We start from the raw sequence: 23,091 nt of genomic DNA, 5'->3' as shown, positions 1-23,091 counted from the left end.
GCACGGGCCAACCCGCGCGGCCGGCGGCCGGGACCGCCCGGCGTCACCCCTCCCGCCGCGCCAGCGGCAGCCGGGACCGGGTGAACACGGCCGCGCCCAGGCCCGCCACCACCGGCAGCACCACCGTGATCGTCACCAGCAGCCCCCACGGCGCGGTGAACGGGGCCGCCGGCACACCGATCTGCCCGCTCGCGTGCGAGCGCAGCAGCGCCACCGCGGGCACGAACCCGCTGACCGTGCCGATCGCCGCGCCGAGCCCGGCGATCAGCGTGCTCTGCAGCCCGGCCTGCACCCGGTGGATCCGCGGCGGCGCGCCGACCGCGGCCAGCGTGGCCCGGTCGTTCCGGGAGTCGGCGGCGGCCAGTCCGGTGGCGACGGCCGCGGCGCCGAGCACCACCACCACCGCGAAACCGGCGAGCGCGAGGCCGGTCACGTCGTCCTTCGGCTGGAAACCGCGCTCCACGTGCAGCTGGGCGTGCGGGGCGACCTGGGCCACGTCGGCCTCCACCCGCTGCTGCGCCTTGGCGGTGGGCGGGTGCGCGGGCCGCCACACCGAACCGGCCGACTCGGCGGAGAGGCCGACCTTGCGCACCGCGTCCGGGCTCATCAGTAGCCCCCCGTACCGGGCGGCCTCCGGGTTGTCGACCAGGAGCGCGTCGACCGCGATCTCCTTGGTGCCCGTCTGCGGGGTCTCCCCGGGCTGGACCGGACCGCCGCCGGCCGCGCCCAGCATGGTGAGCACCGCCCGGCCGTCCTGCACCCGGTCGCGGTCGAAGACGATCGCCCGGCCGGCGGCCAGCGCCTCCTCGACGGCCCGGTCGTTCACCCCGAACAGGTTGTGCAGCACCGTCGCGTCGCCGACCAGCGCGCGGCTCCCGGCCCCGCCCCGGTCGAACCGGCCGCCCGCCGTCCCCTTGACCTGCACGGCGCTGGAGCAGCCCTCGCAGAAGACGTAGAGCATGCTCTGGACGTCGGCGCGGGTGCCCGCGTCCGGCAGGCCGCGCTCGACGGCGGCGCGCAGTCGGGGCAGCTGCGGGTCGTCCGACTTCATCGGGGCTTCGACCACGACGGCGCCCAACGGGGCGGTCGGGCGGTAGGCGACCCGGTCCTGCGCCTCGGTGCCGGTGGTGTAGACGCCGACGGCGACGGCTCCGGCGACGGCGGCCATCACCGCGGCCACGGCGGGCGCGGTGCGGCCGCGGTGGCGGGCCGAGTCGCGCAGGGCCAGCCTGGGGCCGAGCGGCAGTCGGGCGGCGAGCCGGCCGAACAGCGCGACCAGCAGGGGGGTGAAGAGCAGGAAGCCGCATTCGGCGGTGACGGCCCCGGCGAGCACGGTGAGCGCCTTCATGGTGAGGCCCTTGAACACCGGCAGGCCGGTGGCGTCCGGGCTGCCGGCGCCGTAGAGCGCCAGGCCCGCGCCCGCGAGGACCAGGAGCCCGCCCAGCAGCGGGAGCCTGCGGCCCGGCTCGCCGACGGTGTCCCGGCCGGTGAGGCCGGCCACCACGTCGCGGCGCCCGGCCTGGACCGCCGGAACCACGGCGGCCAGCAGGGCGGTGACCACGCCGACCGCGGCGACGGCCAGCAGGTCGAGCGGCGCGATCCCGAAGTGCCCGAAGCGGCTCCCGCCGGCCTCCTCGACCCAGGTCCGCAGCACGGCGACCAGGCCGACGCCCGCCACCAGGCCGACGGCGGCGCCGACGGTGCCGAGCACCAGCCCGGAACCGAGCACGACCGCGCGGACGTGGCCGCGGTTGCCGCCGGCGGCGCCGATCAGGGCGAGCTGTCGGCGCGAGCGACGGGCGCCCACCGCGAAGGCCGGGCCGGCCAGCAGCGCGACCTCCAGCAGCGCCATCCCGACGACCGTCGCGAGCACCACGACCCGCTTGTCCGCGTCGGGGAGCTTGAACAGGTCGGGGTCGTAGGTGACGGCGGACGCGGGCGGCGGGTCGAGCGCGACGGCGCGCGAGGTCACCGTGAAGCCGTACCGGTTGAGCTTGCGGACGGCGGGCCAGTCCAGCGCGGCGCCGGCGGGCATCCGCACCATCCAGCGCTCGGGGCGGCCCTCGTCCGCCCCGGCCGCGGTCAGCCCGGCCGAGGGGGCCGCGCCGGACGGGGCCGCCGCGGCCAGCGGGGCGATCAGCTCGCCGGGCCGGGCCACCAGCTCGACCTTGTCGAGGTTCCCCGGGTACTCGACCACGCCGGTCAGCTTGAACGGCGCCTTGTCGAGGCCCTTGACCGTGGTGGAGTCGCCGATCCGAAGTCCGGCCTCGGCGAGGAAGGCCCGGGTGACGGCCGCCTCGTGCGAGGCGCTCGGCGCCCGGCCCTCGACCAGGTCGAGCCGGCCCTGCCAGACCCGGTCGGCGAGGTCGGCCTCGGCGGTCGCGGTGGTGAACAGGCCCTCCCGGGTGGAGGTGCTGACCGCCGGTCCGGGGGCGGCCGGCAGCAGCACCGCGCCCTTGGGCAGCAGCCCGACGACCAGCTCGGCGGGGGAACCCGCCGCGGCGGCGGCCGTCACGGAGGCCGGATCGGTCCGGTTCTCCGGCAGCACCTGCACGCCGTCCTCGGCGAACGGCCCCTGGTCGACCGAGCGGCCCGGCCGGTGGGCGGTGACCAGCGCGTCGGCCCCGCCCATCAGCCGCTCGACCCGCTCGCCGGGGGTGAGCTGGCCACTGCGGTGGACGACGTCGGCGCCGGCGACACCGAGCACCGGCAGGGCGACCATGGCGGCGATCAGGGCGCTGCGGCCCTTGGCGCGCAGGGCGTCGCGGCGGGCGATCCGCAGGGCGACGCGCAGGGCGGAGAGCTTCATCACCGGCCGCCGTTCCGGCCGGCGTGCAGCAGCTGCGCGGCCTGCTGCCCGGTGGCCTCCTGGACGACCCGGCCGTCGCTGAGGAACACCACGCGGTCGGCCCAGACGGCGTGCCGGGGCTCGTGGGTGACCATCATGGCGGCGGCGCCCGCGTCGCAGCGGGCCCGCAGCACGCTCAGCACGGCCTCGCCGGTGGCGGAGTCGAGGGCTCCGGTGGGCTCGTCGGCGAGGACCAGGCGCCGCTCGCCGACCAGGGCGCGGGCGATCGCGACGCGCTGCTGCTGGCCGCCGGAGAGCTGCTCGGGGAAGCGGTCGGCGAGGTCGGCGATGCCGAGCTCGGTCAGCGCGGCCAGCGCCTCGCGGCGAGCGGTCCGCCCGGAGACGCCGTCCAGCTCCCGGGGCAGCGCGATGTTCTCGGCGGCGGTCAGCGCCGGGACGAGGTTGTAGTCCTGGAACACGTAGCCGACCGAGCGGCGGCGCACGGCGGCCTGCGCGGTGCGGTTCAGCCCGCCCAGCTCGACGCCCTCGACCAGCACCTGCCCGCCGCTCGGCCGGTCGAGGCCGCCGGCCAGGGTGAGCAGCGTGGACTTGCCGGAGCCGGAGGGCCCCATCACGGCGACGAACTCGCCGGCGTGCACGGCCAGGTCGATGCCGCGCAGGGCGTGCACCTCGGCCGCGCCCTGTCCGTGCACCCGGGTGACGGCGCGCAGTTCCAGGACGGGCCGGGTCGGATCTGGCTGGGACATGGGTTTCCCCCTCGTTGCCGCGAGAGCTCAGGAGCTCCGGAGCTCAAAGCTCAGATGGACTGTATAAGTCGGTAGACTACATATGCCGTCCATCGGTTCCAAGCGGCGCGAAAAAACCGCCGCCGCGCCCGGAGGCGCGACGGCGGCGGATGCCCGCGGAGCAGGGGCGGCTACGTCAGCTCCCCCACCGCGGCGACCACGGCACCGCGCTTGCCGCACACCCAGTGCGGCTCGGGTCCCAGCTCCGGCTCCACGCCCAGCGCGTGCGGGTCCCCCTCCGCCGCGCAGTCCGCGCACAGCGGCCAGCGGCCGTGGCTCTCCAGCAGCGCGTCCTGGACGTCCTGGGCGACCAGGCCCAGCACGTACTCGGTGCCGTCCGGCCACTGCTCCAGCCACCAGCGGCGGTGCGTCACGGCCTGCTCGACCAGGGACACCACGGCGGCGTCGGCGGCGTCCCGCGCGGTCAGGTCGGCCAGGATCAGCGCCCGCGCGGTGTGCAGCGCCGTCTCGATGTCGTCTGTCGTAGCCATCCGTCCAGTCTCCCAAGAACGTCCGAGAACGCCGTACGGGCGGCTCCCCGAGGGGAACCGCCCGTGCGAACGAGGAACCGTCCGATCCGTCAGGATCAGAAGTCCATGTCACCGCCCGGCATGCCGCCGCCGGCGGCCGCGGCGGCCTTCTCCGGCTTGTCGGCGATGACGGCCTCGGTGGTGAGGAAGAGCGCCGCGATGGAGGCGGCGTTCTGCAGCGCGGAGCGGGTGACCTTGGCCGGGTCGATGATGCCCTCGGCGACCAGGTCGACGTACTCGTTGGTGGCGGCGTTCAGGCCGTGACCGGCGGGGAGGTTGCGCACCTTCTCCACCACGACGCCACCCTCCAGGCCGGCGTTGGTCGCGATCTGCTTGATCGGGGCCTCCAGCGCGACCTTGACGATGTTGGCACCGGTGGCCTCGTCGCCGTCCAGCTCCAGCTTGTCGAACGCGACACCGGCCTGCAGCAGGGCGACGCCACCACCGGCGACGATGCCCTCCTCGACGGCGGCCTTGGCGTTGCGGACGGCGTCCTCGATGCGGTGCTTGCGCTCCTTGAGCTCCACCTCGGTGGCCGCGCCGGCCTTGATGACGGCCACGCCGCCGGCCAGCTTGGCGAGGCGCTCCTGGAGCTTCTCGCGGTCGTAGTCCGAGTCGCTGTTCTCGATCTCGGCGCGGATCTGGTTCACGCGGCCCGCGACCTGCTCGCTGTCGCCGCCACCGTCGACGATGGTGGTCTCGTCCTTGGTGATGACCACCTTGCGGGCGGTGCCCAGCAGGTCGACGCCGGCGTTCTCCAGCTTCAGGCCGACCTCCTCGGAGATCACGGTGCCACCGGTGAGGATGGCGATGTCCTGGAGCATGGCCTTGCGGCGGTCGCCGAAGCCCGGGGCCTTGACGGCGACGGACTTGAAGGTGCCGCGGATCTTGTTCACGACCAGGGTCGACAGGGCCTCGCCCTCGACGTCCTCGGCGATGATGACGAGCGGCTTGCCGCTCTGCATGACCTTCTCCAGCAGCGGCAGCAGGTCCTTGACCGAGCCGATCTTGGAGTTGGCGATCAGGATGTAGGGGTCCTCGAACGAGGTCTCCATACGCTCCAGGTCGGTGGCGAAGTAGGCCGAGATGTAGCCCTTGTCGAAGCGCATGCCCTCGGTGAGCTCAAGCTCCAGACCGAAGGTGTTGCTCTCCTCGACGGTGATGACGCCTTCCTTGCCGACCTTGTCCATGGCCTCGGCGATGAGCTCGCCGATCTGGGTGTCGGCGGCGGAGATGGAGGCGGTGGAGGCGATCTGCTCCTTGGTCTCCACGTCCTTGGCCTGGGCCAGGAGCTGGTCGGAGACGGCGGCGACGGCCTTCTCGATGCCGCGCTTCAGGGCCATCGGGTTGGCGCCGGCGGCGACGTTGCGCAGACCCTCGCGGACGAGCGCCTGGGCGAGCACGGTGGCGGTGGTGGTGCCGTCACCCGCGACGTCGTCGGTCTTCTTGGCGACCTCCTTGACGAGCTCCGCGCCGATCTTCTCGTACGGGTCCTCGAGCTCGATCTCCTTGGCGATGGAGACACCGTCGTTGGTGATGGTGGGGGCGCCCCACTTCTTCTCCAGCACGACGTTGCGGCCCTTGGGGCCGAGCGTGACCTTCACTGCGTCGGCGAGCTGGTTCATGCCACGCTCAAGGCCGCGGCGAGCTTCCTCATCAAAGGCGATGATCTTGGCCATCAGAAGTGGTCCTCCGGGACACGGTCGACTGCTCGGACCAAGGGGTGCCCGCGACGGACGGCCCTGGTGTGCGGGGGTCCTTTCCCCTACCGCTCCCGGGGGCCTCACCGACCCGGTCCGCTGTCACTCTCACGCTGTGAGTGCTAACGCCAATGATTAGCACTCCGGGTGGGCGAGTGCAAGCCCAAATGACCAACCCGCGAGCCGCGACAGCATGACGGCGGGCCCGTGCGACGCGTGTCGCACGGGCCCGCCGTGAAGCAAGAGGCGCACCAGCCGATGGGCCGAGCCGAACTCCTGGGTGTCGGAAAGGTCAGACCGCCGCGCGGACCATGTCCGCCTGCGGGCCCTTCTGCCCCTGAGAGATCTCGAACTCGACCCGCTGGCCCTCCTCAAGGGTGCGGTAGCCGTCCATCTGGATCGCGCTGTAGTGGACGAAGACGTCCGCACCACCGTCGACCGCGATGAAGCCGTAGCCCTTCTCCGCGTTGAACCACTTGACGGTGCCCTGAGCCATTCCGAACTCCCCTAGTGCTGTGCTGGCCCTTCGCGCCCCCGCAGGTCTGCGGGCACGGGTCTGGTTGGAGGCCGGCCCGGGGAACCCCCCCTGGGCGTGGCCCTGCACGCCGCGATCCTCCCGATGTCACCGAACGACATCCGGCGAACGGGCGATTGCGTCGACCGCGGCTGAATGTATCCGGATCGACGCCCTCTGCAACAGGGCCAATGCCGGGGAATTCACCCGGGACCCCGGAGGACAGCACGGGAGCAATAGAGAGGAAAGCCGCAATTCCCACCGGACATAGCGGACGTATTGCCTAAAAATGCCGCCAGAATTCTGACACCGGCCTGACATGTTTCCCGGCCCCCGGGCCCGCTCCCGGTCTCGACGGGCGGACGGCGGCGGTGGTGACGGTGCGGTGGATTCGTTCCCGGACAAGGGGGAGGGCGGCCCCTGTTCCCGGTCGAGCGACACTTTACTCCGAGCGGGACCGCAAATATTCCCGCCAAAATGCGCACGGCCGTCCGCGGCACCGAATTCCGTGCCGCGGACGGCCGGTGACGGCACACCCGTCCCGGCGGGAACGGGCGCGGCGCGGCTCCGCCGGCGACCGCCGGGATGATCGAGATGTTCGCGCCGTCCTTGATCTCCGTCGCGAGGCCCTCGGCGAAGCGCACGTCGTCGTCGTTCACGTAGACGTTCACGAAACGGCGCAGCTTGCCGGTGTCGTCCAGGACGCGCGCGGCGATCCCCGCGTGGTTCTTCTCCAGGTCGGCGATGACCTCGCCCAGCGTGGCGCCCTCGGCGGGCACCTCGCTGGCGCCGCCGGTGTAGGTGCGCAGGATGGTCGGGATGCGGACGTTGGCGCTCATGGGGGTCTCCTCGGTGCGGGCGCGCGGGCGGTACGGGGCGGTGCGGGTGGGGCGCGGGTGGGGTGCGGGTGTCAGAGGGACGCCAGGCCGGCGTCCCGGAAGGACTCCAGGTTCGGCCGGATGACGGCGGTCATCCCGGCCTCCGCGACCGCGTCGAGGGTCTTCAGGCCGTCGCCGGTGTTGATCGCGACGGTCTCCTTCGACGGGTCCAGCTGACCGGTCTCGACCAGCTTCTTGAGCACGCCGATCGTCACGCCGCCCGCGGTCTCCGCGAAGATGCCCTCGGTGCGGGCCAGCAGCCGGATCGCGGCCACGACCTCCTCGTCCGTCACGTCCTCCACCGCGCCGCCGGTGCGCCGGGCGATGTCCAGCACGTACGGGCCGTCGGCCGGGTTGCCGATCGCCAGCGACTTGGCGATGGTGTCCGGCTTGACCGGTCGGATCACGTCGTGGCCGGCCTTGAAGGCGGCCGAGACCGGCGAGCAGCCCGCCGCCTGGGCGCCGAAGATCCGGTACGGCCGGTCCTCGACCAGACCGAGCCTGATCAGCTCCTGCAGGCCCTTGTCGATCTTGGTGAGCTGGGAGCCCGAGGCGATCGGGATCACGATCTGCTCCGGCAGCCGCCAGCCCAGCTGCTCGCAGATCTCGAACGCGAGCGTCTTGGAGCCCTCGCCGTAGTACGGCCGCAGGTTGACGTTGACGAAGCCCCAGCCCTCGCCGGCCGGGTCCCCGATCAGCTCCGAGCAGAACCGGTTCACGTCGTCGTAGTTGCCCTCGATGCCGACCAGCTCGCCGCCGTACACCCCGGCCATCACGACCTTGCCCTGCTCCAGGTCGTGCGGGATGAACACGCAGGACCGGAAGCCCGCCCGGGCCGCCGCCGCGCCCACCGCGCCGGCCAGGTTGCCGGTCGAGGAGCAGGACAGCGTGGTGTAGCCGAACGCGCGGGCCGCCTCGATGGCGCAGGCCACCACGCGGTCCTTGAAGGAGTGGGTCGGGTTGCCGGAGTCGTCCTTGACGTGCAGCTGCGCGGTGAAGCCGAGCTCGCGGCCGAGGTTGTCGGCCTTCACCAGCGGGGTCCACCCCGGGTTGAGGTTCGGCTTGGTCGCGACGTCCGCGGGGACCGGCAGCAGCGGCGCGTAGCGCCAGATCGACGCCGGGCCTGCCTCGATCCGCTTGCGCAGCTCCTCGGCGCCCTCGCTGCCGAAGTCGTAGGCGATCTCCAGCGGGCCGAAGCACTCCAGGCAGGCGAAGCTGGGACCGAGCGGGAACCTGGTTCCGCACTCCCGACAGGACAGCTGGGCTGCGGGACCGAGGTCAACGGTGACGGGTGCGGTGGTGTCGATAGCCATGTGGCGAGGCCTCTCTCCTCATCTTCCCCGTGACGCGGTCGCGCCCGGGCCGGAATTGGCACCTGTCCCGCCGGGGCCTGAAGCCGACCGTGCGAGAAGGTTGCCGGGACGTCAACGGGCCGTTCCCTCAGTCCCTCTGGATGAGCTCTGTGAAGTTGTGGTCCTGCTCAGCGGTGACCCCGGCGTGCGAAGGTCCGACCGCTGTACGAAGACTGTATCCGAAGGCGTCAACCCCGAACGGCACCGTCCGCCACGCGAGATGCCCCGTCCCACCAGGACCCGTACCCGAACCCGCCGAGGAGCGCACCGTGCCCGCCGAACCGACCCCCGAGCTCCTCCCCGAGACGGCGTCCTGGCTGCGCCGACGCTCGTGGAGCGCGGCCGACCGACCGGTGCACACGCTGTCGGCGGCCAAGCGCGCGCTCGGCCCGGCCGGCACGGTCAGCGTCGTGCTGCCCGCCCTGGACGAGGAGGCCACCGTCGGCGAGATCGTCCGGGTCATCCGCCGCGAGCTGATGGAGCGGCTGCCGCTGGTCGACGAACTGGTGGTGGTCGACTCCGGCTCCGCCGACGCCACCGCCGAGGTCGCCGCCGCGGCCGGCGCCACCGTCGTCCACCGCGACGCGATCCTCCCCCGGATACCCGCCGCCCCCGGCAAGGGCGAGGTGCTCTGGCGCTCGCTGCTGGTCACCCGCGGCGAGATCGTCTGCTTCGTGGACGCCGACCTGCGCGAGTTCGACCCCGCCCTGGTCTCCGGCATCATCGGCCCGCTGCTCACCGAGCCGGACATCCAGCTGGTCAAGGCGATGTACGACCGGCCGCTCGAAACGGACGGCGCGGTCGTACCGGCCGGCGGCGGCCGGGTCACCGAGCTGGTCGCCCGCCCGCTGCTCAACCTGCACTGGCCGGAACTCGCCGGTTTCGTCCAGCCGCTCGGCGGCGAGTACGCGGCCCGGCGCTCACTGCTCGAACGGCTGCCCTTCCCCACCGGCTACGGGGTCGAACTCGGCCTGCTGGTCGACGCCCTGGAGACGGCCGGCCTGGACGCGCTCGCCCAGGTCGACGTCGGCGTCCGCCACCACCGGCACCAGGACGGCCAGGCACTCGGCCGGATGGCCGCCACCATCTACCGCACCGCGCTGGAACGGCTCGACCGCTCCCACCGGCTCAAGGCCTCCGCCGACCTGCTGCACCCCCGGCTCACCCAGTTCACCCGCGACCCTCGGACCCGCGCCTTCACCGCCCACACCCACCCGGTCACCGCGACCGAGCGCCCGCCGATGCACACCGTTCCCGAGTACGCCACCCGGCACTGACACGTTTGCCGCGCCGGACCCCCGGCAACCAACCAACCATGGGCTCTGACACGACCGAGCGTTCGAATCCGACCGGCGCCGCCCCCGTCCTGGTGGCGTCCAACCGGGGGCCGGTGTCCTTCGGCACCGCGGACGACGGGACGCTGACGCTCCGCAGAGGCGGCGGAGGCCTGGTCTCCGGGCTCTCCGCCATCGACGACCCGGACGCCGTCTGGGTCTGCGCCGCGCTCTCCGACGCCGACCGCCGGGCCGCCCGGGAGGCCCCGGACGGCCGCCTCGACCGGGCCGGCCACGACGTCGGCGGGCAGGCCGTGCGGATGCTCGACATCGACCCCGAGACCTTCGCCCGCGCCTACAACGGCATCGCCAACTCGACCCTCTGGTTCGTCCACCACCTGCTCTGGGACACCCCGACCGCCCCCGCCTTCGACGCCGGCTTCCGCGCCGAGTGGCAGGCCTACACCGCCTACAACAGCGCCTTCGCCGAGGCGCTCGCCGCCGAGGCCGCCCCCGGCGCCGCCGTCCTGGTGCAGGACTACCACCTCTCGCTCGTCCCGGCGCTGCTCCGCGCCGCCCGCCCCGACCTGCGGATCGGCCACTTCTCGCACACCCCCTGGGCGCCGGCCGAGTACCTGCGGCTGCTGCCCGACGACATCGCCGGGACCGTCCTCACCGGCATCCTCGGCGCCGACCGAGCGGGCTTCCTCACCCGCCGCTGGGCTCTCGCCTTCGCCGACTGCTGCGAGCGGTTCCTCGGCGCGGCGGTCGACCGCGAGGCGCTCACCGTCACGCACGCCGGCCGCACCACCGCCCTCGGCGTCCACGGCCTCGGCGCCGACGCCGACTTCCTGCGCGAGCGCGCCCACCGCCCGGACGTCGACGAGCGGCTCGCCGCCCTGCGCACCGCCGTCGGCGAGCGCCGCACCGTCGTCCGGGTCGACCGCACCGAGCTGAGCAAGAACATCGTCCGCGGCTTCCTGGCCTACCGGCACCTGCTGCGCACCCGCCCCGAGTGGCACGACCGGGTGGTGCACATCGCCTTCGCCTACCCGTCCCGCACCGACCTCGCCGAGTACCGGGCCTACACCGACCGGGTGCGGGCGCTCGCCGCCGAGATCGACGCGGAGTTCGCCACACCCGGCTGGAAGCCGCTGATCCTGCACGTCGACGACGACTTCCCGCGCTCGCTGGCCGCCTACCGGATGGCCGACGTGGCCCTGGTCAACCCGATCCGGGACGGCATGAACCTGGTCGCCAAGGAGGTCCCGGTGGTCTCCGACCGGGGCTGCGCACTGGTGCTCTCCCGGGAGGCCGGCGCGCACGCCGAACTCGGCGAGGACGCGCTGAGCGTCAACCCGTTCGACGTCGTGGCCACCGCCGAGGCGCTGCACGCCGGGCTCACCATGCCGGCCGGGGAGCGCGCCGACCGCACCAAGCGGCTGGCCGCCGCCGCGACGGCGCTGCCTCCCCAGCAGTGGTTCCTCGACCAGCTCAACGCCCTGCGCTGAGCTCCTCCCCCAGCGCGCCGAGCAGTTCCACCACGCCGGCCGGGCCCGGGACCACCAGGTCCGCCCGGTCGGCGAGCTCGCGCACCGGCGCGTCCGGGACGTCGCCGACCGCGCCGCTGCACACCAGCAGCCCGGCCAGGCCCTCCCCGCGCAGCCGCTCCACCGCCGCGAAGGCCGGGACGTCCCCGAGGTCGTCGCCCGCGTAGAGCACCGAACGGGCGCCGCGCTCGCGCAGCAGCCCGGTCAGCGCCGCCCCCTTGTCCACCCCCGGCGGCCGCAGCTCCAGCACCAGCCGGCCCGGTTCCACCACCAGCCCGTGTTCGGCCGCCAGCCCGTCCATCGGCCCGCGCAGCAGTTCGAACGCGGCGGCCGGCTCGGCCGTGCGCCGGGTGTGCACGGCCACCGAGCGGCCCTTGTCCTCCACCCAGGTGCCCTCCGGAGCGCCGAGCGCCGCCAGCACCCGCGGCAGCCGCTCGCGGACCGCGGCCACGCCCGGGTGCGGCGGCGGCGCGGTCAGCTCGCCGCCCTCCCAGCGCTCCGCGCCGTAGTGCCCGAGCACCACCACCCCGTCGAGCCCGGCGAGCCCGCCGTACTCCACGGCCAGGGCGGCCGGGCGGCCGGTCACCACCGCGACCGCGCCGACCCGCGGTGCCAGCGCGCGCAGCGCGGGCGCCACGCCCGGGTGCGCCCGGGCCCGGCTGGGGTCGGGGACGATCGGGGCGAGCGTCCCGTCGAAGTCGAGGGCGATCACGGCGTCCCGGGGCGCGTCGAGCAGCGCCGCCAGCCCCGCGCGCCCGGCATCCGTCAGCGGTCGCGTCATGTCGGCAAGACCCATGCCTGGCACCGTACCCACCCCGGCCGGGGGTCACCCGTCGGACCCGGACCCGCCCCGGCGTGCCTGGCGTGCCATCCGGCGGGCGTCCCGGACCCGGCGCAGCCGGTTGACCAGCACCGGCGCGTGCGCCAGCGCCTCCGGCCGGTCCAGCAGTGCGTTCAGCAGCTGGTAGTACCGGGTACTGGAGAGCCCCAGCTCCTCCCGGACGGCGCGCTCCTTGGCACCGGCCGTCCGCCAGGAGCGGCCCTCCAGCTCCAGCACGGCCCGGTCCCGCTCGTCCAGGGCTCCGGGCGCACCCGGTTCCCGTGCCGCCTCGTCGTCCGCGCCCATCCGGGCCCACCTCCGTCCGTCACTACGGAGTGTCATTCTCCCCCGGGGACCCGACACACTCTGCGTCCTGTGCGGCCGCGGCCCCGCGACTAGCGTCACCCCCATGACCAGCATCCCGACCGCCGCCTTCAGCCTGCACGTCCCGACCGCGGAACTCGTCGCCGACCCGCTCGACCCGGCACAGATCGTCTCCGGCGCCCCGGAGGTGTCCGGCCTGGTGCTCACCGGGTCGGCCGCCGGGGAGACCGGCATCTGGCAGATCACCCCGGGCGTGGCCACCGACGTCGAGGCGGACGAGGTGTTCGTGGTGCTGAGCGGCCGGGCCACCGTCGCGGTCGACGGCGGCCCGGTGCTGGAGCTCGGCCCGGGCGACTGCGGGGTGCTCCGGGCGGGCGACCGCACCACCTGGACCGTCCACGAGACGCTCCGCAAGGTCTACACGATCACCTACTGACGCCCCCCGACGCCCGCCCGGCCCGGATTCACTTGCGGATCCGGGCCGCCTCCTTCACCGCCGCCTGCTGGAGGTCCTCCAGCACCGGCTTGGGCTCGGCGGTGACCGCCGCCCCGATGCCGGCCTTGATCCGGTTGGAGACCTCCGCCCAGGCCGGGTCGCCGAACGGGTAGAAGCTCGCGTTGCTGCCCAGCCCGGCCGCGAACTGCTTGAGGTCCTCGTGCTTCGGGTCCTTGGTCATCGCGTCGAAGGCGTCCTGGGTGACCGGCAGCAGGTTGTAGGTCTCGTCGAACTTGAGCTGGTTGTCCTTGCCGTAGACGAAGGACAGGAACGTCCGGATCTCGTTGCGGTGCCCGTTGGCCTTGAACGCCATCATCCAGTCGGCCACGCCGAGGCTGCCGGTCTTCGCCAGGCCGTCCTTCTTGGGGATCGGCGCCGTCCCGAAGTCGATCTTGCCGTTGGTGGCCATCCGCAGCAGCGTCGGGTGCCCGTTGAGCATCGCCACCTTGCCGGCCGCGAAGTCGCTGAACACCGGGGTGCGGTTCATCTTGCCGGGCTCGGGGTAGGTGAGGCCGGTGGCGACCAGGTTGGACTTCAGCCAGCCGAAGGTGGCCTGGTTCTGGGTGCTGTCGATGGTGTAGTTGCCGACGTCGTCGGAGAGGCTGCCGCCGCCGCTCAGCGTCCAGAGCATCGACTCGGCGGGCGCCTCCTCGGGCCCGAGCGGCAGCCCGTACGGCACCACGCCCGGAACCTTGGCCTTGATCTTCTCGGCGGCGGCCTTGAGCTCGTTCCAGGTGGTCGGCGGCTGGGCGATGCCGGCCTTCTGGAACATCGCCTTGTTGTAGAAGAGCACCCGGGAGGAGGAGACGAACGGGATGCCGTACTGCGTGCCGAGCACCTGCCCCGCGTGCGAGAACGAGTCGATGATGTTGGCCTGGGTCTCCAGGGACAGCACGTCGGCGGCGGGGTACAGCCGGTCGGCGGCGGCCTGGTCGGCGAAGCCGCCGGTCTGCAGCAGGTCGGGCGACTTGCCGCTCTTCACCAGCTCGTCGACCCGCTTGCCGATGTCGGTCCAGCTCGCCACCTCGACGTCCACCTTGATGCCCGGGTTGGCGGCCTCGAAGCGGCGGGCGAGGTCGTCCCAGTACAGCTTGGAGCTGGTGTCCGCGCTCTCGCCGTAGTCGGCCGCGACCAGCCGGAGGGTGACCGGGCCGTCGCCCTGGCCGCCGCAGCCGGTGAGCACCAGTGCTCCGGCCAGGGCGCCGGCCAGCGCGACGCCGAACAACCGGGTGGGGACCTGGGCGCGTCTGTCCAACGCGGGTACCGCCTTCGAGGGGGATCCTGGGGTGGAACGGACCGGATCGGGGGGAAGGGATCCGGCCGGGGGGAGGCCGCAAGGCTGCCAAACCGGGCACGCGGCGGTCCACATCTCCGACGCCCTGGCGCCGGGTAGTTATCGAAGTGCGGGATTTGTTGCACACCGCGCAACAAAACCGGCGGATCCGACCTCCCGACCCCCGCCCGGGGGCTCGTGCAAAGTGCCGCACACCACATGCTTCTGCGACAAAGCTCACCCCTATGGACCAGACCAATCCGACAACTGGACTAGACCTCTTAGACCCGACCAAGGGAAACTGTCCTCCGTGAAGCACGTCATCGCACTCGATGTGGGGGGCACCGGCATGAAGGCCGCGCTGCTCGCCCAGGACGGCTCCGTGCTGTTCGAAGCACGCCGCCCGACCGGGCGGGAGCACGGCACGGACGCCGTGGTCGCCGCCATCCTCGACTTCGCCGCCGATCTGGCGGACGAAGGCCGCAGCCGTTTCGGCGTCGCGCCCCTCGCGGCGGGCGTCGCCGTCCCGGGGACGATCGACGAGAAGCACGGCATCGCGGTCTTCTCCGCCAACCTCGGCTGGCGCGACCTGCCGCTGCGCAAGCTGCTGGGCGAGCGGCTGTCCTCCGCGGACGGCGGCGCGATGCCGGTCGCGCTCGGCCACGACGTGCGCACCGGCGGCCTCGCCGAGGGCCGGCTCGGCAGCGGCAGGGGCGTGGGGCGCTTCCTGTTCATCGCCCTCGGCACCGGCATCGCCGGCGCCATCGGCATCGACGGCCGGATCGAGGCGGGCGCCCACGGCTTCGGCGGCGAGATCGGCCACGTGGTGGTCCGCCCAGGCGGACCGCAGTGCGGCTGCGGCGCCCGCGGCTGCCTGGAGACCCTCGCCTCCGCCTCCGCCGTCTCCCGCGCCTGGGCCGAGGCCGTGGGCGACCCCGACGCCGACGCGGCATCCTGCGCCGTCGCGGTGGACGCCGGGGACCCGCGCGCGATCGCGGTCTGGCAGAACGCGGTGGAGGCGCTGGCCGACGGCATCGTCCTCGCCCAGAGCCTGCTCGACCCGTCCCGGATCATCGTCGGCGGCGGGCTGGCCGAGGCCGGGGACACCCTCTTCACCCCGCTGCGGGCGGCGGTCACCGAGCGGCTGACCTTCCAGATGCCCCCCGAGGTCGTACCCGCCATGCTCAAAGACACCGCCGCGTCACTGGGCGCGGGCCTGCTCGCCTGGGATCTGCTCTCCATGGAGGTGACCGCGTGACCGCGGACCGACTCGCTCTGGCCGGCGCCCGGCTGGTCCTGCCCGGAGGCGTCGTCGAGGGCGACCGCCTCGCCGTCGAGGGCGACCGGATCTCCGGTCTCGGCGGCTCCGCCACGCCCGGCGACCTCGACCTCACCGGGTACACCGTCGTCCCGGGCTTCGTCGACCTGCACGTGCACGGCGGCGGCGGCGCGTCCTACGCCTCCGGCATCGCCGAGGAGGCCCTCAAGGTCGCCCGCACCCACCTCGAACACGGCACCACCACGACGGTCGCCTCCACCGTGACCGGCGAGATCGACGACCTGACCCGCCAGGCGGCCGTGCTCTCCGAGCTCGTCGAGGACGGCGTCCTCGCCGGCATCCACTTCGAGGGCCCGTTCATCTCGCACAACCGCTGCGGCGCCCACCGCCCGGACCTGCTGCGCGACCCCGACCCGGCGCTGGTGCGCAAGCTGGTCGACGCCGCCCGCGGCCATGCCAGGATGGTCACCCTGGCACCCGAACTCCCCGGCGGCCTCGACTCCGTGCGGATGCTCGCCGACCTCGGCGTGATCGCCGCCGTCGGCCACACCGACTCGGACTACGCCAAGACGCTGGAGGCCATCGAGGCCGGCGCCACGGTCGCCACCCACCTCTTCAACGCGATGCCCGGCATCGCCCACCGCGCGCCCGGCCCGATCGTGGCGCTGCTGGAGGACGAGCGGGTGACCGTCGAGCTGATCAACGACGGCGTCCACCTGCACCCGTCCGTGCTCGACCTCGCCTACGGCACCGCCGGCGCCTCCCGGGTCGCCCTGATCACCGACGCCATGGGCGCGGCCGGCATGGGCGACGGCCTCTACCCGCTCGGCCCGCTCCAGGTCGAGGTCAAGGACGGCGTCGCCCGCCTGGTCGAGGGCGGCGCGATCGCCGGCTCGACGCTCACCCTGGACGTGGCGTTCAAGCGCTCGGTCACGGTCAACGGCCTCGGCCTCAACCAGGCCGTGGAGTCGCTCTCCACCGTCCCGGCCCGGCTGCTCGGCCTCGCCGACCAGGTCGGCAGCCTGGAGCCCGGCAAGCTCGCCGACCTCGCCGTCGTCGACTCCGCGAGCTACGACCTGGTCGCCGTGATGCGCCGCGGCGAGTGGATCACCGGCGGCGACCGCTTCGCCCCGATCGCGGCGGTCTGACCCCGCCCGCCCACGACACGGCCGCCCGCCCCCCTCGGGGGAACGGGCGGCCGTCGTGCGTCCGGGACCGGGGCGGCCGGGGCCTCTAGCCCGCCGCCTCCAGCGTCACCTGGTCCACCAGGACCGTGGGGCTGCCCGGTGCCAGCGAGAGCACGATCGTGTTGCTGCCCGCCTGCAGCGGCGGGGTTATGTAGCTGGTGTACCAGGACGAGGCCGGGTCCTTGCCGGGCGAGTAGTTCTTGAGCCCGAGTCCGCCCGGCCAGTCCTTGCCGTTCACCGCCGCGATCGCCTTGGTGTCGGCGCCCGGGTTGTTGAAGTGCACGGTGAACTTGAAGGTCCCGGCCGCCGGCACGTCGCCGGTCCAGGTGATGGTGCCGCCCGGGTTGAGCGTCAGGTAGCTGCCGTCGGCCGACTTGGTGCCCTTGACGGTGTTGCCGACCGGCGCGTTCTGGGCCTGCAACTGGCTCGCGTCCACGGTGCCCGGCCCGGCCGAGGCGCTCGCCGAGGGGGTCGCCGACGCGGAGCCGCTCGGGCTCGCGGTGCCGGTGGCGCCGCCCGGGGTGGCCGGGGCGCTCGCCGTGCTCCCGCCCTTGGCGTCCTTGTCGTCCTTGTCCTTGTCCGGGTCCCCGGACAGGGCGATGCCGGCGCCGATCGCGACGGCCGCGACCACGGCCACCGCCCCGATCACCGCGCCCTTGCTCCGGCCGCCGCTCGGCGGCCGCTCCTCGCCCGGCTGCGGGCGGGAGTGCTCGGCGTAGCGGGTCTGCTGGGTCGGGGCCGCGCCGAAGTCGCCCTGCGGCGGGTACGGCTGCTGGGGCGGCTGGGCCTGCGGGTAGCCGGGCTGCTGCTGCGGCGGGTACGGCTGCTGCGGCCGGGGCTGCTGGCCGTACTGGGCGCGGCCGACCTCCATCGGGCGGTTGTACGACGTGCGCGGCACGCCCTGCTGAGGCTCGGTCTGCTGACCCGAGCCGCCGTCGGCCGGACGGTAGAGGTAGCCGAACGGATCGTCTTCCTGCGGGGCGCCGCCCTCCGGGTCCTGGGGCGCTCCGCTGCTGCCGGCGGTGGTCACGGTGGTCAACTCCCCCATCGCGGTCGCGCCGCCGGGCTGCCGTGCCGCCGGCGCTGGTCGTGGTCGCTCGTACCCCGGAACCCTACCTGCCGCCGCGCACGCCCCGGACAGGCCCCTTGACGACCCGCGAGTAGCCCCGCCCCGAACCGCTACCCGGCCCGCCGGTGCGAGCGCTCGCCGCGGGCCCCGCGCACCGCGCCGCCGCGGGCCCGCTTCTCGTCGTACATCCGCTCGTCGGCGGTGTGCAGGACCTCCTCGGTGCTCATCCCGCACCCGGCCCAGCCGATGCCCAGGCTCACGCCGACCCGCATCGCCCGTCCGTCGATCCGCATCGGCGGGATGATCGCGTTGCGCAGCCGGTGGGCGAGGTCCTTGGCCTCGTCGCGGCCGATGCCGTCGGCGAGCACCACGAACTCGTCGCCGCCGAGCCGGGCCACCGTGTCGCCGTCGCGCACCGCCGCGCTGAGCCGGCGGGCGACCTCGACCAGGACGGCGTCACCGGCGTTGTGGCCGAAGCGGTCGTTGACCGACTTGAAGCCGTCGAGGTCGCAGAAGAGCACCGCCAGCCCTTTCTCGACGGCGGCGGCCGCCGCCGCCGCGCCTGAGCGGAACGGGCCGGACCGCAGTTCCCCGCCGGGGCCGTGGTCGGCCGGGACCACCGCGTGCACGTGGTCCCCGCAGCCGTTCGGGCCGCCCGGCGCGCCGTCGGTGCCGGGCGCCGGGTAGCCGTCCGGCAGGCCGCGGCCGTGCGCCGCCTCCGGGTCCTGGCCGCCGGCCGGGCGGTAGGAGTCGCCGAACAGGCTCTCCGGGTACCCGCCGAAACCGTCGGCGCCGTACCCGGTGTGCCCGGTGCCCCCGTACGCCGTGCTCCCGTACGCCGCGCCGCCGTGTCCGCCGCCCCCGTGGCCGGCCTCGGCGGGCCCGGCCTGGTGCCCGGCGGCGGCCGTCTGCGGGAGCGCGCAGAGCCGGCGCCCCAGCCGGGCCTTGAGCTCCGCGCCGTTCGGCAGGCCGGTGAGCGCGTCGTGGCTGGCCCGGTGGGCGAGCTGGAGTTCGTGCCGCTTGCGGTCCTCGATGTCCTCGACGTGGGTGAGCAGGAAGCTCGGACCCTCGGCGGCGTCGGCCACGATCGAGTTCCGCAGGCAGACCCACTGGTAGCCGCCGTCCCGGCGGGAGAGCCGCAGTTCCGCCCGGCCGCTCTCGGCGCTGGTGCGCTCCAGCAGCGCCCGGTCGTCCGGGTGGACGAGGTCGGCGAAGCTCTGCTGGCGCAGCACCGCCCGGGGGCGGCCGAGCAGGCGACAGAGCGCGTCGTTGACCCGGGTCAGCTGACCCCGCCCGGCGCCGTGCAGTTCGGTGATGGCCATCCCGCTGGGGGCGTACTCAAAGGCCTGGCGGAAGCTCTCCTCGCTGGCCCGCAGTGCCTGCTGCTCCTTCTCCAGGCGGGCCAGCGCGCGTTGCATCTCGGCGCGCAGCCGGGCGTTGCCGATCGCGATGGAGGCCTGCAGGGAGAACATCTCCAGGGCCTCGCGGGTCCAGGCGCCGGGCCGCTTGCCGCTGCGCGGGCGGTCCACCGAGAGGACGCCGAGCAGGTCGCCGCCGGCGCTGTACATCGGGGCGAGCAGGCCGTCGGCGGGGTGCCAGTCGTTGGCGTAGACGGGCATCGGACCGTCCCCGATCCAGCGCGGGATGTCACTGGCGACCGCCCAGCCGCGGTCGTAGGGGAGGAAGCGCAGGGTGCCCCAGTGGTCGCTGACGCCGAGCAGCCGGTCCCAGGACTCGCGGGAGCCGACCTGGCCGAGCAGGACGGAGGGCCCGCCCATGGCGCTCTCCTCCAGCTCCCAGACGGCCGCCACCACGAGGTCGCCGTCCGGCCGCACCAGGCTGACCGCGGCGGCGTCGAAACCGAGTCCGTGCACCGCGCCCTCGACCACGGCCTGCAGCGTGCCCGCCAGGCTGCGGGCAGCGTTGAGGTCCGCCACGACCCGGTGCAAGGTGCGGAGGGTCGCGAGACGGACGTACGGCTCCGACTCGGCTTCCATGCGGGGGCTCCCCGGCTGCTTCGGATAGGTCTTGATTGGTTATCGTCCGATTGCCAGAAGAACTGAATCACAGGGAGCACAGCGTTCGGCACGCTCGGTCAGCAATAGGTCAGCACTTGTGACTTAAATCACACAAGACTAATGCGCCCTTAATCAGTTCATCCGTCCCATACCTGGACATCAGGCCTCATCGGAACATTTCCCGTGGTCGGTCGCATGGGCCGCGCGCTGTAGCCGGCTGACCGCCGGGCAGCCCGTCCCCTTCACTCCTGCGAGTGAGGCCGGACGCGGACCGTAACCTTTTCAATGCTTCGGCGGGCCGAACGGCGCTGCGCCGCTGGTCCTACGACCAGGGCCCGATGTCGCTTCCCCCGGTCGCGGGCTACCGTGCGGTACGTGTACCCGTCCCCGCAGCCCGAAGCTGCCACCCAAGCGACCCCCGACGAGTTCCGGGCGGCGCTCTCCCAGCTCGCCTCCGGTGTGAGCCTGGTGACCGTCCACGACCCGGACGACGGCGAGGACGTCGGCATGACCGCCACGTCCTTCCTCTCCGTTTCGCTGGAGCCTCCGCTGGTCCTGATCTCCGTCCGGGAGGACTCCCGGATGGACGAGGTGCTCTCCCGGGCCGACACCTGGGCGGTCTCGCTGCTGACGGAGGAGCAGAAGGCCCTCGGTTCGCGGTTCGCCATGAAGGGGCGGCTCAGCGACCGGCTGCTGTTCGCCGACGCCCCGCACCACCGCGGCCCGTTCAGCGGAGCCCCGCTGATCGACGGCGCGCTCGCCACCGTCGAGTGCCGCACCGAGCAGCGGATAGCCGCCGGTGACCACACCCTGCTGCTCGGCCGGGTGCTGGAGGCGACGGTGCCCGACCCGGGCGGCCGCCCGCTGCTGTACTTCCGCGGCGGCTACCGCGCCCTGGGCTGAAGCCGCGCGCCCGCGCTACCCCTCGCCGCGCGGGGAGCGCCGTCCCTGCTTCAGCTCGGAGCGGTGCCGCTTGTTGGAGAGCCGCCGCTCGACCATGCCCCGGCTCGGCCTGGTCGCCCGGCGCGCCTTCGGCGGCGGCGCGGTCGCCTCGCCCAGCAGCGAGGCCAGCCGGGCCGCGGCGACCTCCCGGTTGCGCCACTGCGAGCGGTGCTCGGAGGCCCTGACCACCAGCACCCGGCCGTCCACCAGCCGCCCCGCCAGCCGCTCCAGGGCGCGCTGCTTCCACACCTCGGGCAGCGCGTCGGAGGCCGCCAGGTCGTAGCGGAGCTCGACCTGGGTGTCGGAGGTGTTCACGTGCTGGCCACCGGGGCCGGAGGAACGGGAGAAGCGCCAGACGAGCTCGGCGTCGGGGACGACCACCGATCCCCGGACGCGAATGGGCTCGGGCATGCGCCCATCATCCCGCGCCGGGCCGCGCCGGTCACCCGGTTATCCGGCCAGGACCGGAGAACCCCGACAATGGCCTGTGTGATCGAGCTCGGCTACTCCCTCTCCAACCGCTTCCCCGACCCCCCGCAGACCGACTACCGGACCGCGGGCGTGCGCGAACTGCGGTACGACCTGTTCTGCGGCGACGTCTACCTGGACGCCGAGGGCGCGGACCTGTCCACAGCCTGGGGATGGGTCCCGGTGCTGGACTTCGCCTGGGCGCTCTGCGACATCGTCGAGGAACTCGACCGCGACCCGGCCGGCGGCCGCGCGGCCCGGGTGCAGACCGCCGACCTCGACTTCACCCAGAACACCGAACTGCTGCGGTTCGCCCGCCGCTTCAACTGGGTCGAGGTCACCGCCACCTGGCTGCCCGACGAGCCGCCCGCCGTGGTGCGCCACGCCGATCTGCGCCGCGAGGCCCGCGACTTCCTCCAGGACACCCTCGCCGACCTCTTCGACATGCACCCCGACCTCGCCGACAATCCGGCGATCTGGGAGCTCCAGGGCCGGTTCCGACGGGTCTGACGTGGGAATACCCGAAATCGTGCCGGTGACGGAAAAGCCCCGGCCGCGCGGAACCAACTCCTGCGGTTCCCGCGTTATCCCCGGCAACAAGCAATCGAAGGGACAGCACACACCATGCCAGTGAGCCTCTCCAAGGGTGGCAACGTCTCGCTGACCAAGGAGGCCCCCGGCCTGACCGCGGTCACCGTCGGCCTCGGCTGGGACGTCCGCACCACGACCGGTGCCGAGTTCGACCTGGACGCCAGCGCGATCGTGCTGAACGCGGACGGCAAGGTGCTGTCCAACAGCCACTTCGTCTTCTTCAACAACACCAGCACCCCGGACAGCACCGTCGTCCACACCGGTGACAACCGCACCGGCGAGGGCGCCGGCGACGACGAGGCGATCAACGTCAACCTCGCCTCGCTGCCGGCCGAGGCCGCCCGGATCACCTTCCCGGTCTCGATCTACGACGCCGTCGCCCGGTCGCAGAACTTCGGCCAGGTCCGCAACGCCTACATCCGCGTGGTGAACTCCGCCGGCGGCGCCGAGATCGCCCGCTACGACCTCTCCGAGGACGCCGCCACCGAGACCGCCATGATCTTCGGCGAGCTCTACCGCAACGGCGCCGAGTGGAAGTTCCGCGCGGTCGGCCAGGGCTACGCCTCCGGCCTGGCCGGCATCGCCCAGGACTTCGGCGTCCAGATCTGACGCTCCGGCACGCCGTGCCGTTCCGGCGCCCGTTCCGCCACCCGGCGGGGCGGGCGCCGCGTCGTTCCCGGACCGGCCGTCCGGCGGGAACGCGAACGGCGCCGGGCGGACGTCCCCGTCCACCCGGCGCCGCTCCCCGGCCGGCCGCCGCCTCAGCGCGAGGCGCGCAGCTCCGGGACCTCGATCTGCTCGGTCTCGTCGTGCGGGGTCAGGTCGACCACCTCGGGGTCCGCGTCGCCGACCAGCGGCAGCACCCGGGTCTCCGCCTCCGCTTCGGCCGCCCGCGCCGCCGTCCGCTCCTGCTCCCGGCTCTGCAGCTGAGCCTGCGCCTGCTCCTGGGCCTCGGCCTGCTCCTGCGCCTGGGCCGCGACCGCCTCGTCGCCGACCACGTCCGCCAGGTCGGCGCGCTCGCCGAGCTCCGCGACGCTGCGCACGGCCGGCGCCGGAGCCGCCGGGCGGACCGCCGCGCCGGAGCCGCGGCCGAAGAAGCTGAAGCCCTGCGGACGCGGGGCCGGGGAGACCGCCGGACGCGGACGCTGCCGCTCGGCCGCCCGGGCCGGCGGCGCGGCCGGCGCTCCGCCGAGCTGCCCGACGGCCGCCGTCAGCACCGGCCGGGCCGGGGC

The 23,091-nt window shown here is 73.8% G+C and carries 20 protein-coding genes, 2 pseudogenes and 1 riboswitch; of the genes and pseudogenes, 8 read left to right on the top strand and 14 right to left on the bottom strand.

What is annotated here, in order from left to right:
- Positions 1-43: 43 nt before the first annotated feature.
- From ACFVFS_RS05180 to thrC, 7 genes and pseudogenes are all read right to left on the bottom strand, one after another.
- Positions 44-2,809, bottom strand: coding sequence for an FtsX-like permease family protein (locus tag ACFVFS_RS05180; protein WP_380620331.1), 2,766 nt, complete (start codon positions 2,807-2,809; stop codon positions 44-46).
- On the bottom strand, positions 2,809-3,555 hold the full coding sequence (locus ACFVFS_RS05175) for an ABC transporter ATP-binding protein (protein WP_380620329.1): 747 nt from the start codon (positions 3,553-3,555) through the stop codon (positions 2,809-2,811). Before ACFVFS_RS05175 ends, ACFVFS_RS05180 begins: the two co-directional genes overlap by 1 nt.
- Before the next feature lie 170 nt (positions 3,556-3,725).
- On the bottom strand, positions 3,726-4,085 hold the full coding sequence (locus ACFVFS_RS05170) for a hypothetical protein (protein ID WP_380620326.1): 360 nt from the start codon (positions 4,083-4,085) through the stop codon (positions 3,726-3,728).
- Between the two features lie 95 nt (positions 4,086-4,180).
- Positions 4,181-5,803, bottom strand: a complete 1,623-nt coding sequence (gene groL, locus ACFVFS_RS05165) for a chaperonin GroEL (RefSeq protein WP_344334086.1) — start codon at positions 5,801-5,803, stop codon at positions 4,181-4,183.
- A gap of 313 nt (positions 5,804-6,116) precedes the next feature.
- Complete coding sequence (locus ACFVFS_RS05160; protein WP_030289665.1) at positions 6,117-6,320, bottom strand: cold-shock protein; 204 nt, start codon at positions 6,318-6,320, stop codon at positions 6,117-6,119.
- A gap of 584 nt (positions 6,321-6,904) precedes the next feature.
- Positions 6,905-7,177 (bottom strand): annotated as a pseudogene (locus tag ACFVFS_RS05155) (ubiquitin-like small modifier protein 1); the annotation flags it as partial.
- 71 nt (positions 7,178-7,248) lie between these two features.
- The gene (gene thrC, locus ACFVFS_RS05150; protein WP_380620323.1) at positions 7,249-8,529 is read right to left on the bottom strand and encodes a threonine synthase; all 1,281 of its coding nucleotides are present in this window, start codon (positions 8,527-8,529) and stop codon (positions 7,249-7,251) included.
- A gap of 15 nt (positions 8,530-8,544) precedes the next feature.
- Positions 8,545-8,676: riboswitch (SAM riboswitch) on the bottom strand.
- A 161-nt stretch (positions 8,677-8,837) separates the two neighbouring features.
- On the opposite strand from thrC, the gene ACFVFS_RS05145 reads away from it, so the two are divergent.
- Both ACFVFS_RS05145 and ACFVFS_RS05140 read left to right on the top strand, forming a co-directional pair.
- Entirely contained in the window at positions 8,838-9,845 is a 1,008-nt protein-coding gene (locus ACFVFS_RS05145) for a glucosyl-3-phosphoglycerate synthase (RefSeq protein WP_380620320.1), read from the top strand.
- Between the two features lie 38 nt (positions 9,846-9,883).
- Positions 9,884-11,353, top strand: coding sequence for a trehalose-6-phosphate synthase (locus ACFVFS_RS05140; RefSeq protein WP_380620318.1), 1,470 nt, complete (start codon positions 9,884-9,886; stop codon positions 11,351-11,353).
- Here the strand turns inward: ACFVFS_RS05140 and otsB are convergent.
- Both otsB and ACFVFS_RS05130 read right to left on the bottom strand, forming a co-directional pair.
- On the bottom strand, positions 11,337-12,188 hold the full coding sequence (otsB, locus tag ACFVFS_RS05135; protein WP_380620316.1) for a trehalose-phosphatase: 852 nt from the start codon (positions 12,186-12,188) through the stop codon (positions 11,337-11,339). The genes ACFVFS_RS05140 and otsB overlap by 17 nt on opposite strands.
- Before the next feature lie 30 nt (positions 12,189-12,218).
- The gene (locus ACFVFS_RS05130; RefSeq protein ID WP_380620314.1) at positions 12,219-12,518 is read right to left on the bottom strand and encodes a DUF3263 domain-containing protein; all 300 of its coding nucleotides are present in this window, start codon (positions 12,516-12,518) and stop codon (positions 12,219-12,221) included.
- Between the two features lie 103 nt (positions 12,519-12,621).
- On the opposite strand from ACFVFS_RS05130, the gene ACFVFS_RS05125 reads away from it, so the two are divergent.
- Positions 12,622-12,972: a cupin domain-containing protein gene (locus ACFVFS_RS05125; RefSeq protein ID WP_380620311.1), complete on the top strand. Its 351-nt coding sequence runs from the start codon at positions 12,622-12,624 to the stop codon at positions 12,970-12,972.
- Between the two features lie 28 nt (positions 12,973-13,000).
- Here ACFVFS_RS05125 and ACFVFS_RS05120 read toward each other — a convergent pair whose 3' ends face one another.
- Positions 13,001-14,287 carry an extracellular solute-binding protein gene (locus ACFVFS_RS05120; RefSeq protein ID WP_380620309.1) on the bottom strand — a complete coding sequence of 429 codons (1,287 nt, stop codon included), beginning with the start codon at positions 14,285-14,287 and terminating at the stop codon, positions 13,001-13,003.
- A gap of 328 nt (positions 14,288-14,615) precedes the next feature.
- Here ACFVFS_RS05120 and ACFVFS_RS05115 point away from each other — a divergent pair, with 328 nt between their 5' ends.
- On the top strand, positions 14,616-15,563 hold the full coding sequence (locus tag ACFVFS_RS05115; RefSeq protein WP_380620306.1) for an ROK family protein: 948 nt from the start codon (positions 14,616-14,618) through the stop codon (positions 15,561-15,563).
- Positions 15,560-16,732, top strand: coding sequence for an N-acetylglucosamine-6-phosphate deacetylase (nagA, locus tag ACFVFS_RS05110; protein ID WP_380620303.1), 1,173 nt, complete (start codon positions 15,560-15,562; stop codon positions 16,730-16,732). Before ACFVFS_RS05115 ends, nagA begins: the two co-directional genes overlap by 4 nt.
- 85 nt (positions 16,733-16,817) lie before the next feature.
- On the opposite strand, the gene ACFVFS_RS05105 is transcribed toward nagA, so the two are convergent.
- Complete coding sequence (locus ACFVFS_RS05105; RefSeq protein WP_380620300.1) at positions 16,818-17,810, bottom strand: hypothetical protein; 993 nt, start codon at positions 17,808-17,810, stop codon at positions 16,818-16,820.
- 140 nt (positions 17,811-17,950) lie between these two features.
- Entirely contained in the window at positions 17,951-19,837 is a 1,887-nt protein-coding gene (locus ACFVFS_RS05100) for a diguanylate cyclase domain-containing protein (protein ID WP_380620298.1), read from the bottom strand.
- 306 nt (positions 19,838-20,143) lie between these two features.
- Here ACFVFS_RS05100 and ACFVFS_RS05095 point away from each other — a divergent pair, with 306 nt between their 5' ends.
- On the top strand, positions 20,144-20,761 hold the full coding sequence (locus tag ACFVFS_RS05095) for a flavin reductase family protein (protein WP_380620296.1): 618 nt from the start codon (positions 20,144-20,146) through the stop codon (positions 20,759-20,761).
- A gap of 15 nt (positions 20,762-20,776) precedes the next feature.
- Here ACFVFS_RS05095 and arfB read toward each other — a convergent pair whose 3' ends face one another.
- Positions 20,777-21,211 (bottom strand): alternative ribosome rescue aminoacyl-tRNA hydrolase ArfB, encoded by a 435-nt coding sequence (gene arfB / locus ACFVFS_RS05090; RefSeq protein ID WP_380620293.1) that lies wholly within the window; start codon positions 21,209-21,211, stop codon positions 20,777-20,779.
- Positions 21,212-21,280: 69 nt separating this feature from the next.
- Between arfB and ACFVFS_RS05085 the strand changes: the two genes are divergently transcribed.
- Entirely contained in the window at positions 21,281-21,778 is a 498-nt protein-coding gene (locus ACFVFS_RS05085) for a hypothetical protein (protein WP_380620291.1), read from the top strand.
- A 114-nt stretch (positions 21,779-21,892) separates the two neighbouring features.
- Positions 21,893-22,468: a TerD family protein gene (locus ACFVFS_RS05080; RefSeq protein ID WP_380620288.1), complete on the top strand. Its 576-nt coding sequence runs from the start codon at positions 21,893-21,895 to the stop codon at positions 22,466-22,468.
- A 152-nt stretch (positions 22,469-22,620) separates the two neighbouring features.
- Here the strand turns inward: ACFVFS_RS05080 and ACFVFS_RS05075 are convergent.
- A pseudogene (locus tag ACFVFS_RS05075) lies at positions 22,621-23,091 on the bottom strand (hypothetical protein); the annotation flags it as partial.

The sequence above is a fragment of the Kitasatospora sp. NPDC057692 genome, assembly GCF_042799475.1.
GTDB lineage: Bacteria > Actinomycetota > Actinomycetes > Streptomycetales > Streptomycetaceae > Kitasatospora.
This window is presented reverse-complemented; position numbering and strand designations above follow the sequence as displayed.

Excerpts from the sequence above, each read along its gene's own strand:
- ACFVFS_RS05180 (WP_380620331.1), bottom strand. The coding sequence starts at position 2,809 with ATGAAGCTCTCCGCCCTGCGCGTCGCCCTGCGGATCGCCCGCCGCGAC.
- ACFVFS_RS05175 (WP_380620329.1), bottom strand. The coding sequence starts at position 3,555 with ATGTCCCAGCCAGATCCGACCCGGCCCGTCCTGGAACTGCGCGCCGTC.
- ACFVFS_RS05170 (WP_380620326.1), bottom strand. The coding sequence starts at position 4,085 with ATGGCTACGACAGACGACATCGAGACGGCGCTGCACACCGCGCGGGCG.
- groL (WP_344334086.1), bottom strand. The coding sequence starts at position 5,803 with ATGGCCAAGATCATCGCCTTTGATGAGGAAGCTCGCCGCGGCCTTGAG.
- ACFVFS_RS05160 (WP_030289665.1), bottom strand. The coding sequence starts at position 6,320 with ATGGCTCAGGGCACCGTCAAGTGGTTCAACGCGGAGAAGGGCTACGGC.
- thrC (WP_380620323.1), bottom strand. The coding sequence starts at position 8,529 with ATGGCTATCGACACCACCGCACCCGTCACCGTTGACCTCGGTCCCGCA.
- ACFVFS_RS05140 (WP_380620318.1), top strand. The coding sequence starts at position 9,884 with ATGGGCTCTGACACGACCGAGCGTTCGAATCCGACCGGCGCCGCCCCC.
- otsB (WP_380620316.1), bottom strand. The coding sequence starts at position 12,188 with ATGGGTCTTGCCGACATGACGCGACCGCTGACGGATGCCGGGCGCGCG.
- ACFVFS_RS05130 (WP_380620314.1), bottom strand. The coding sequence starts at position 12,518 with ATGGGCGCGGACGACGAGGCGGCACGGGAACCGGGTGCGCCCGGAGCC.
- ACFVFS_RS05125 (WP_380620311.1), top strand. The coding sequence starts at position 12,622 with ATGACCAGCATCCCGACCGCCGCCTTCAGCCTGCACGTCCCGACCGCG.
- ACFVFS_RS05100 (WP_380620298.1), bottom strand. The coding sequence starts at position 19,837 with ATGGAAGCCGAGTCGGAGCCGTACGTCCGTCTCGCGACCCTCCGCACC.
- ACFVFS_RS05095 (WP_380620296.1), top strand. The coding sequence starts at position 20,144 with ATGCTTCGGCGGGCCGAACGGCGCTGCGCCGCTGGTCCTACGACCAGG.
- arfB (WP_380620293.1), bottom strand. The coding sequence starts at position 21,211 with ATGCCCGAGCCCATTCGCGTCCGGGGATCGGTGGTCGTCCCCGACGCC.
- ACFVFS_RS05085 (WP_380620291.1), top strand. The coding sequence starts at position 21,281 with ATGGCCTGTGTGATCGAGCTCGGCTACTCCCTCTCCAACCGCTTCCCC.
- ACFVFS_RS05080 (WP_380620288.1), top strand. The coding sequence starts at position 21,893 with ATGCCAGTGAGCCTCTCCAAGGGTGGCAACGTCTCGCTGACCAAGGAG.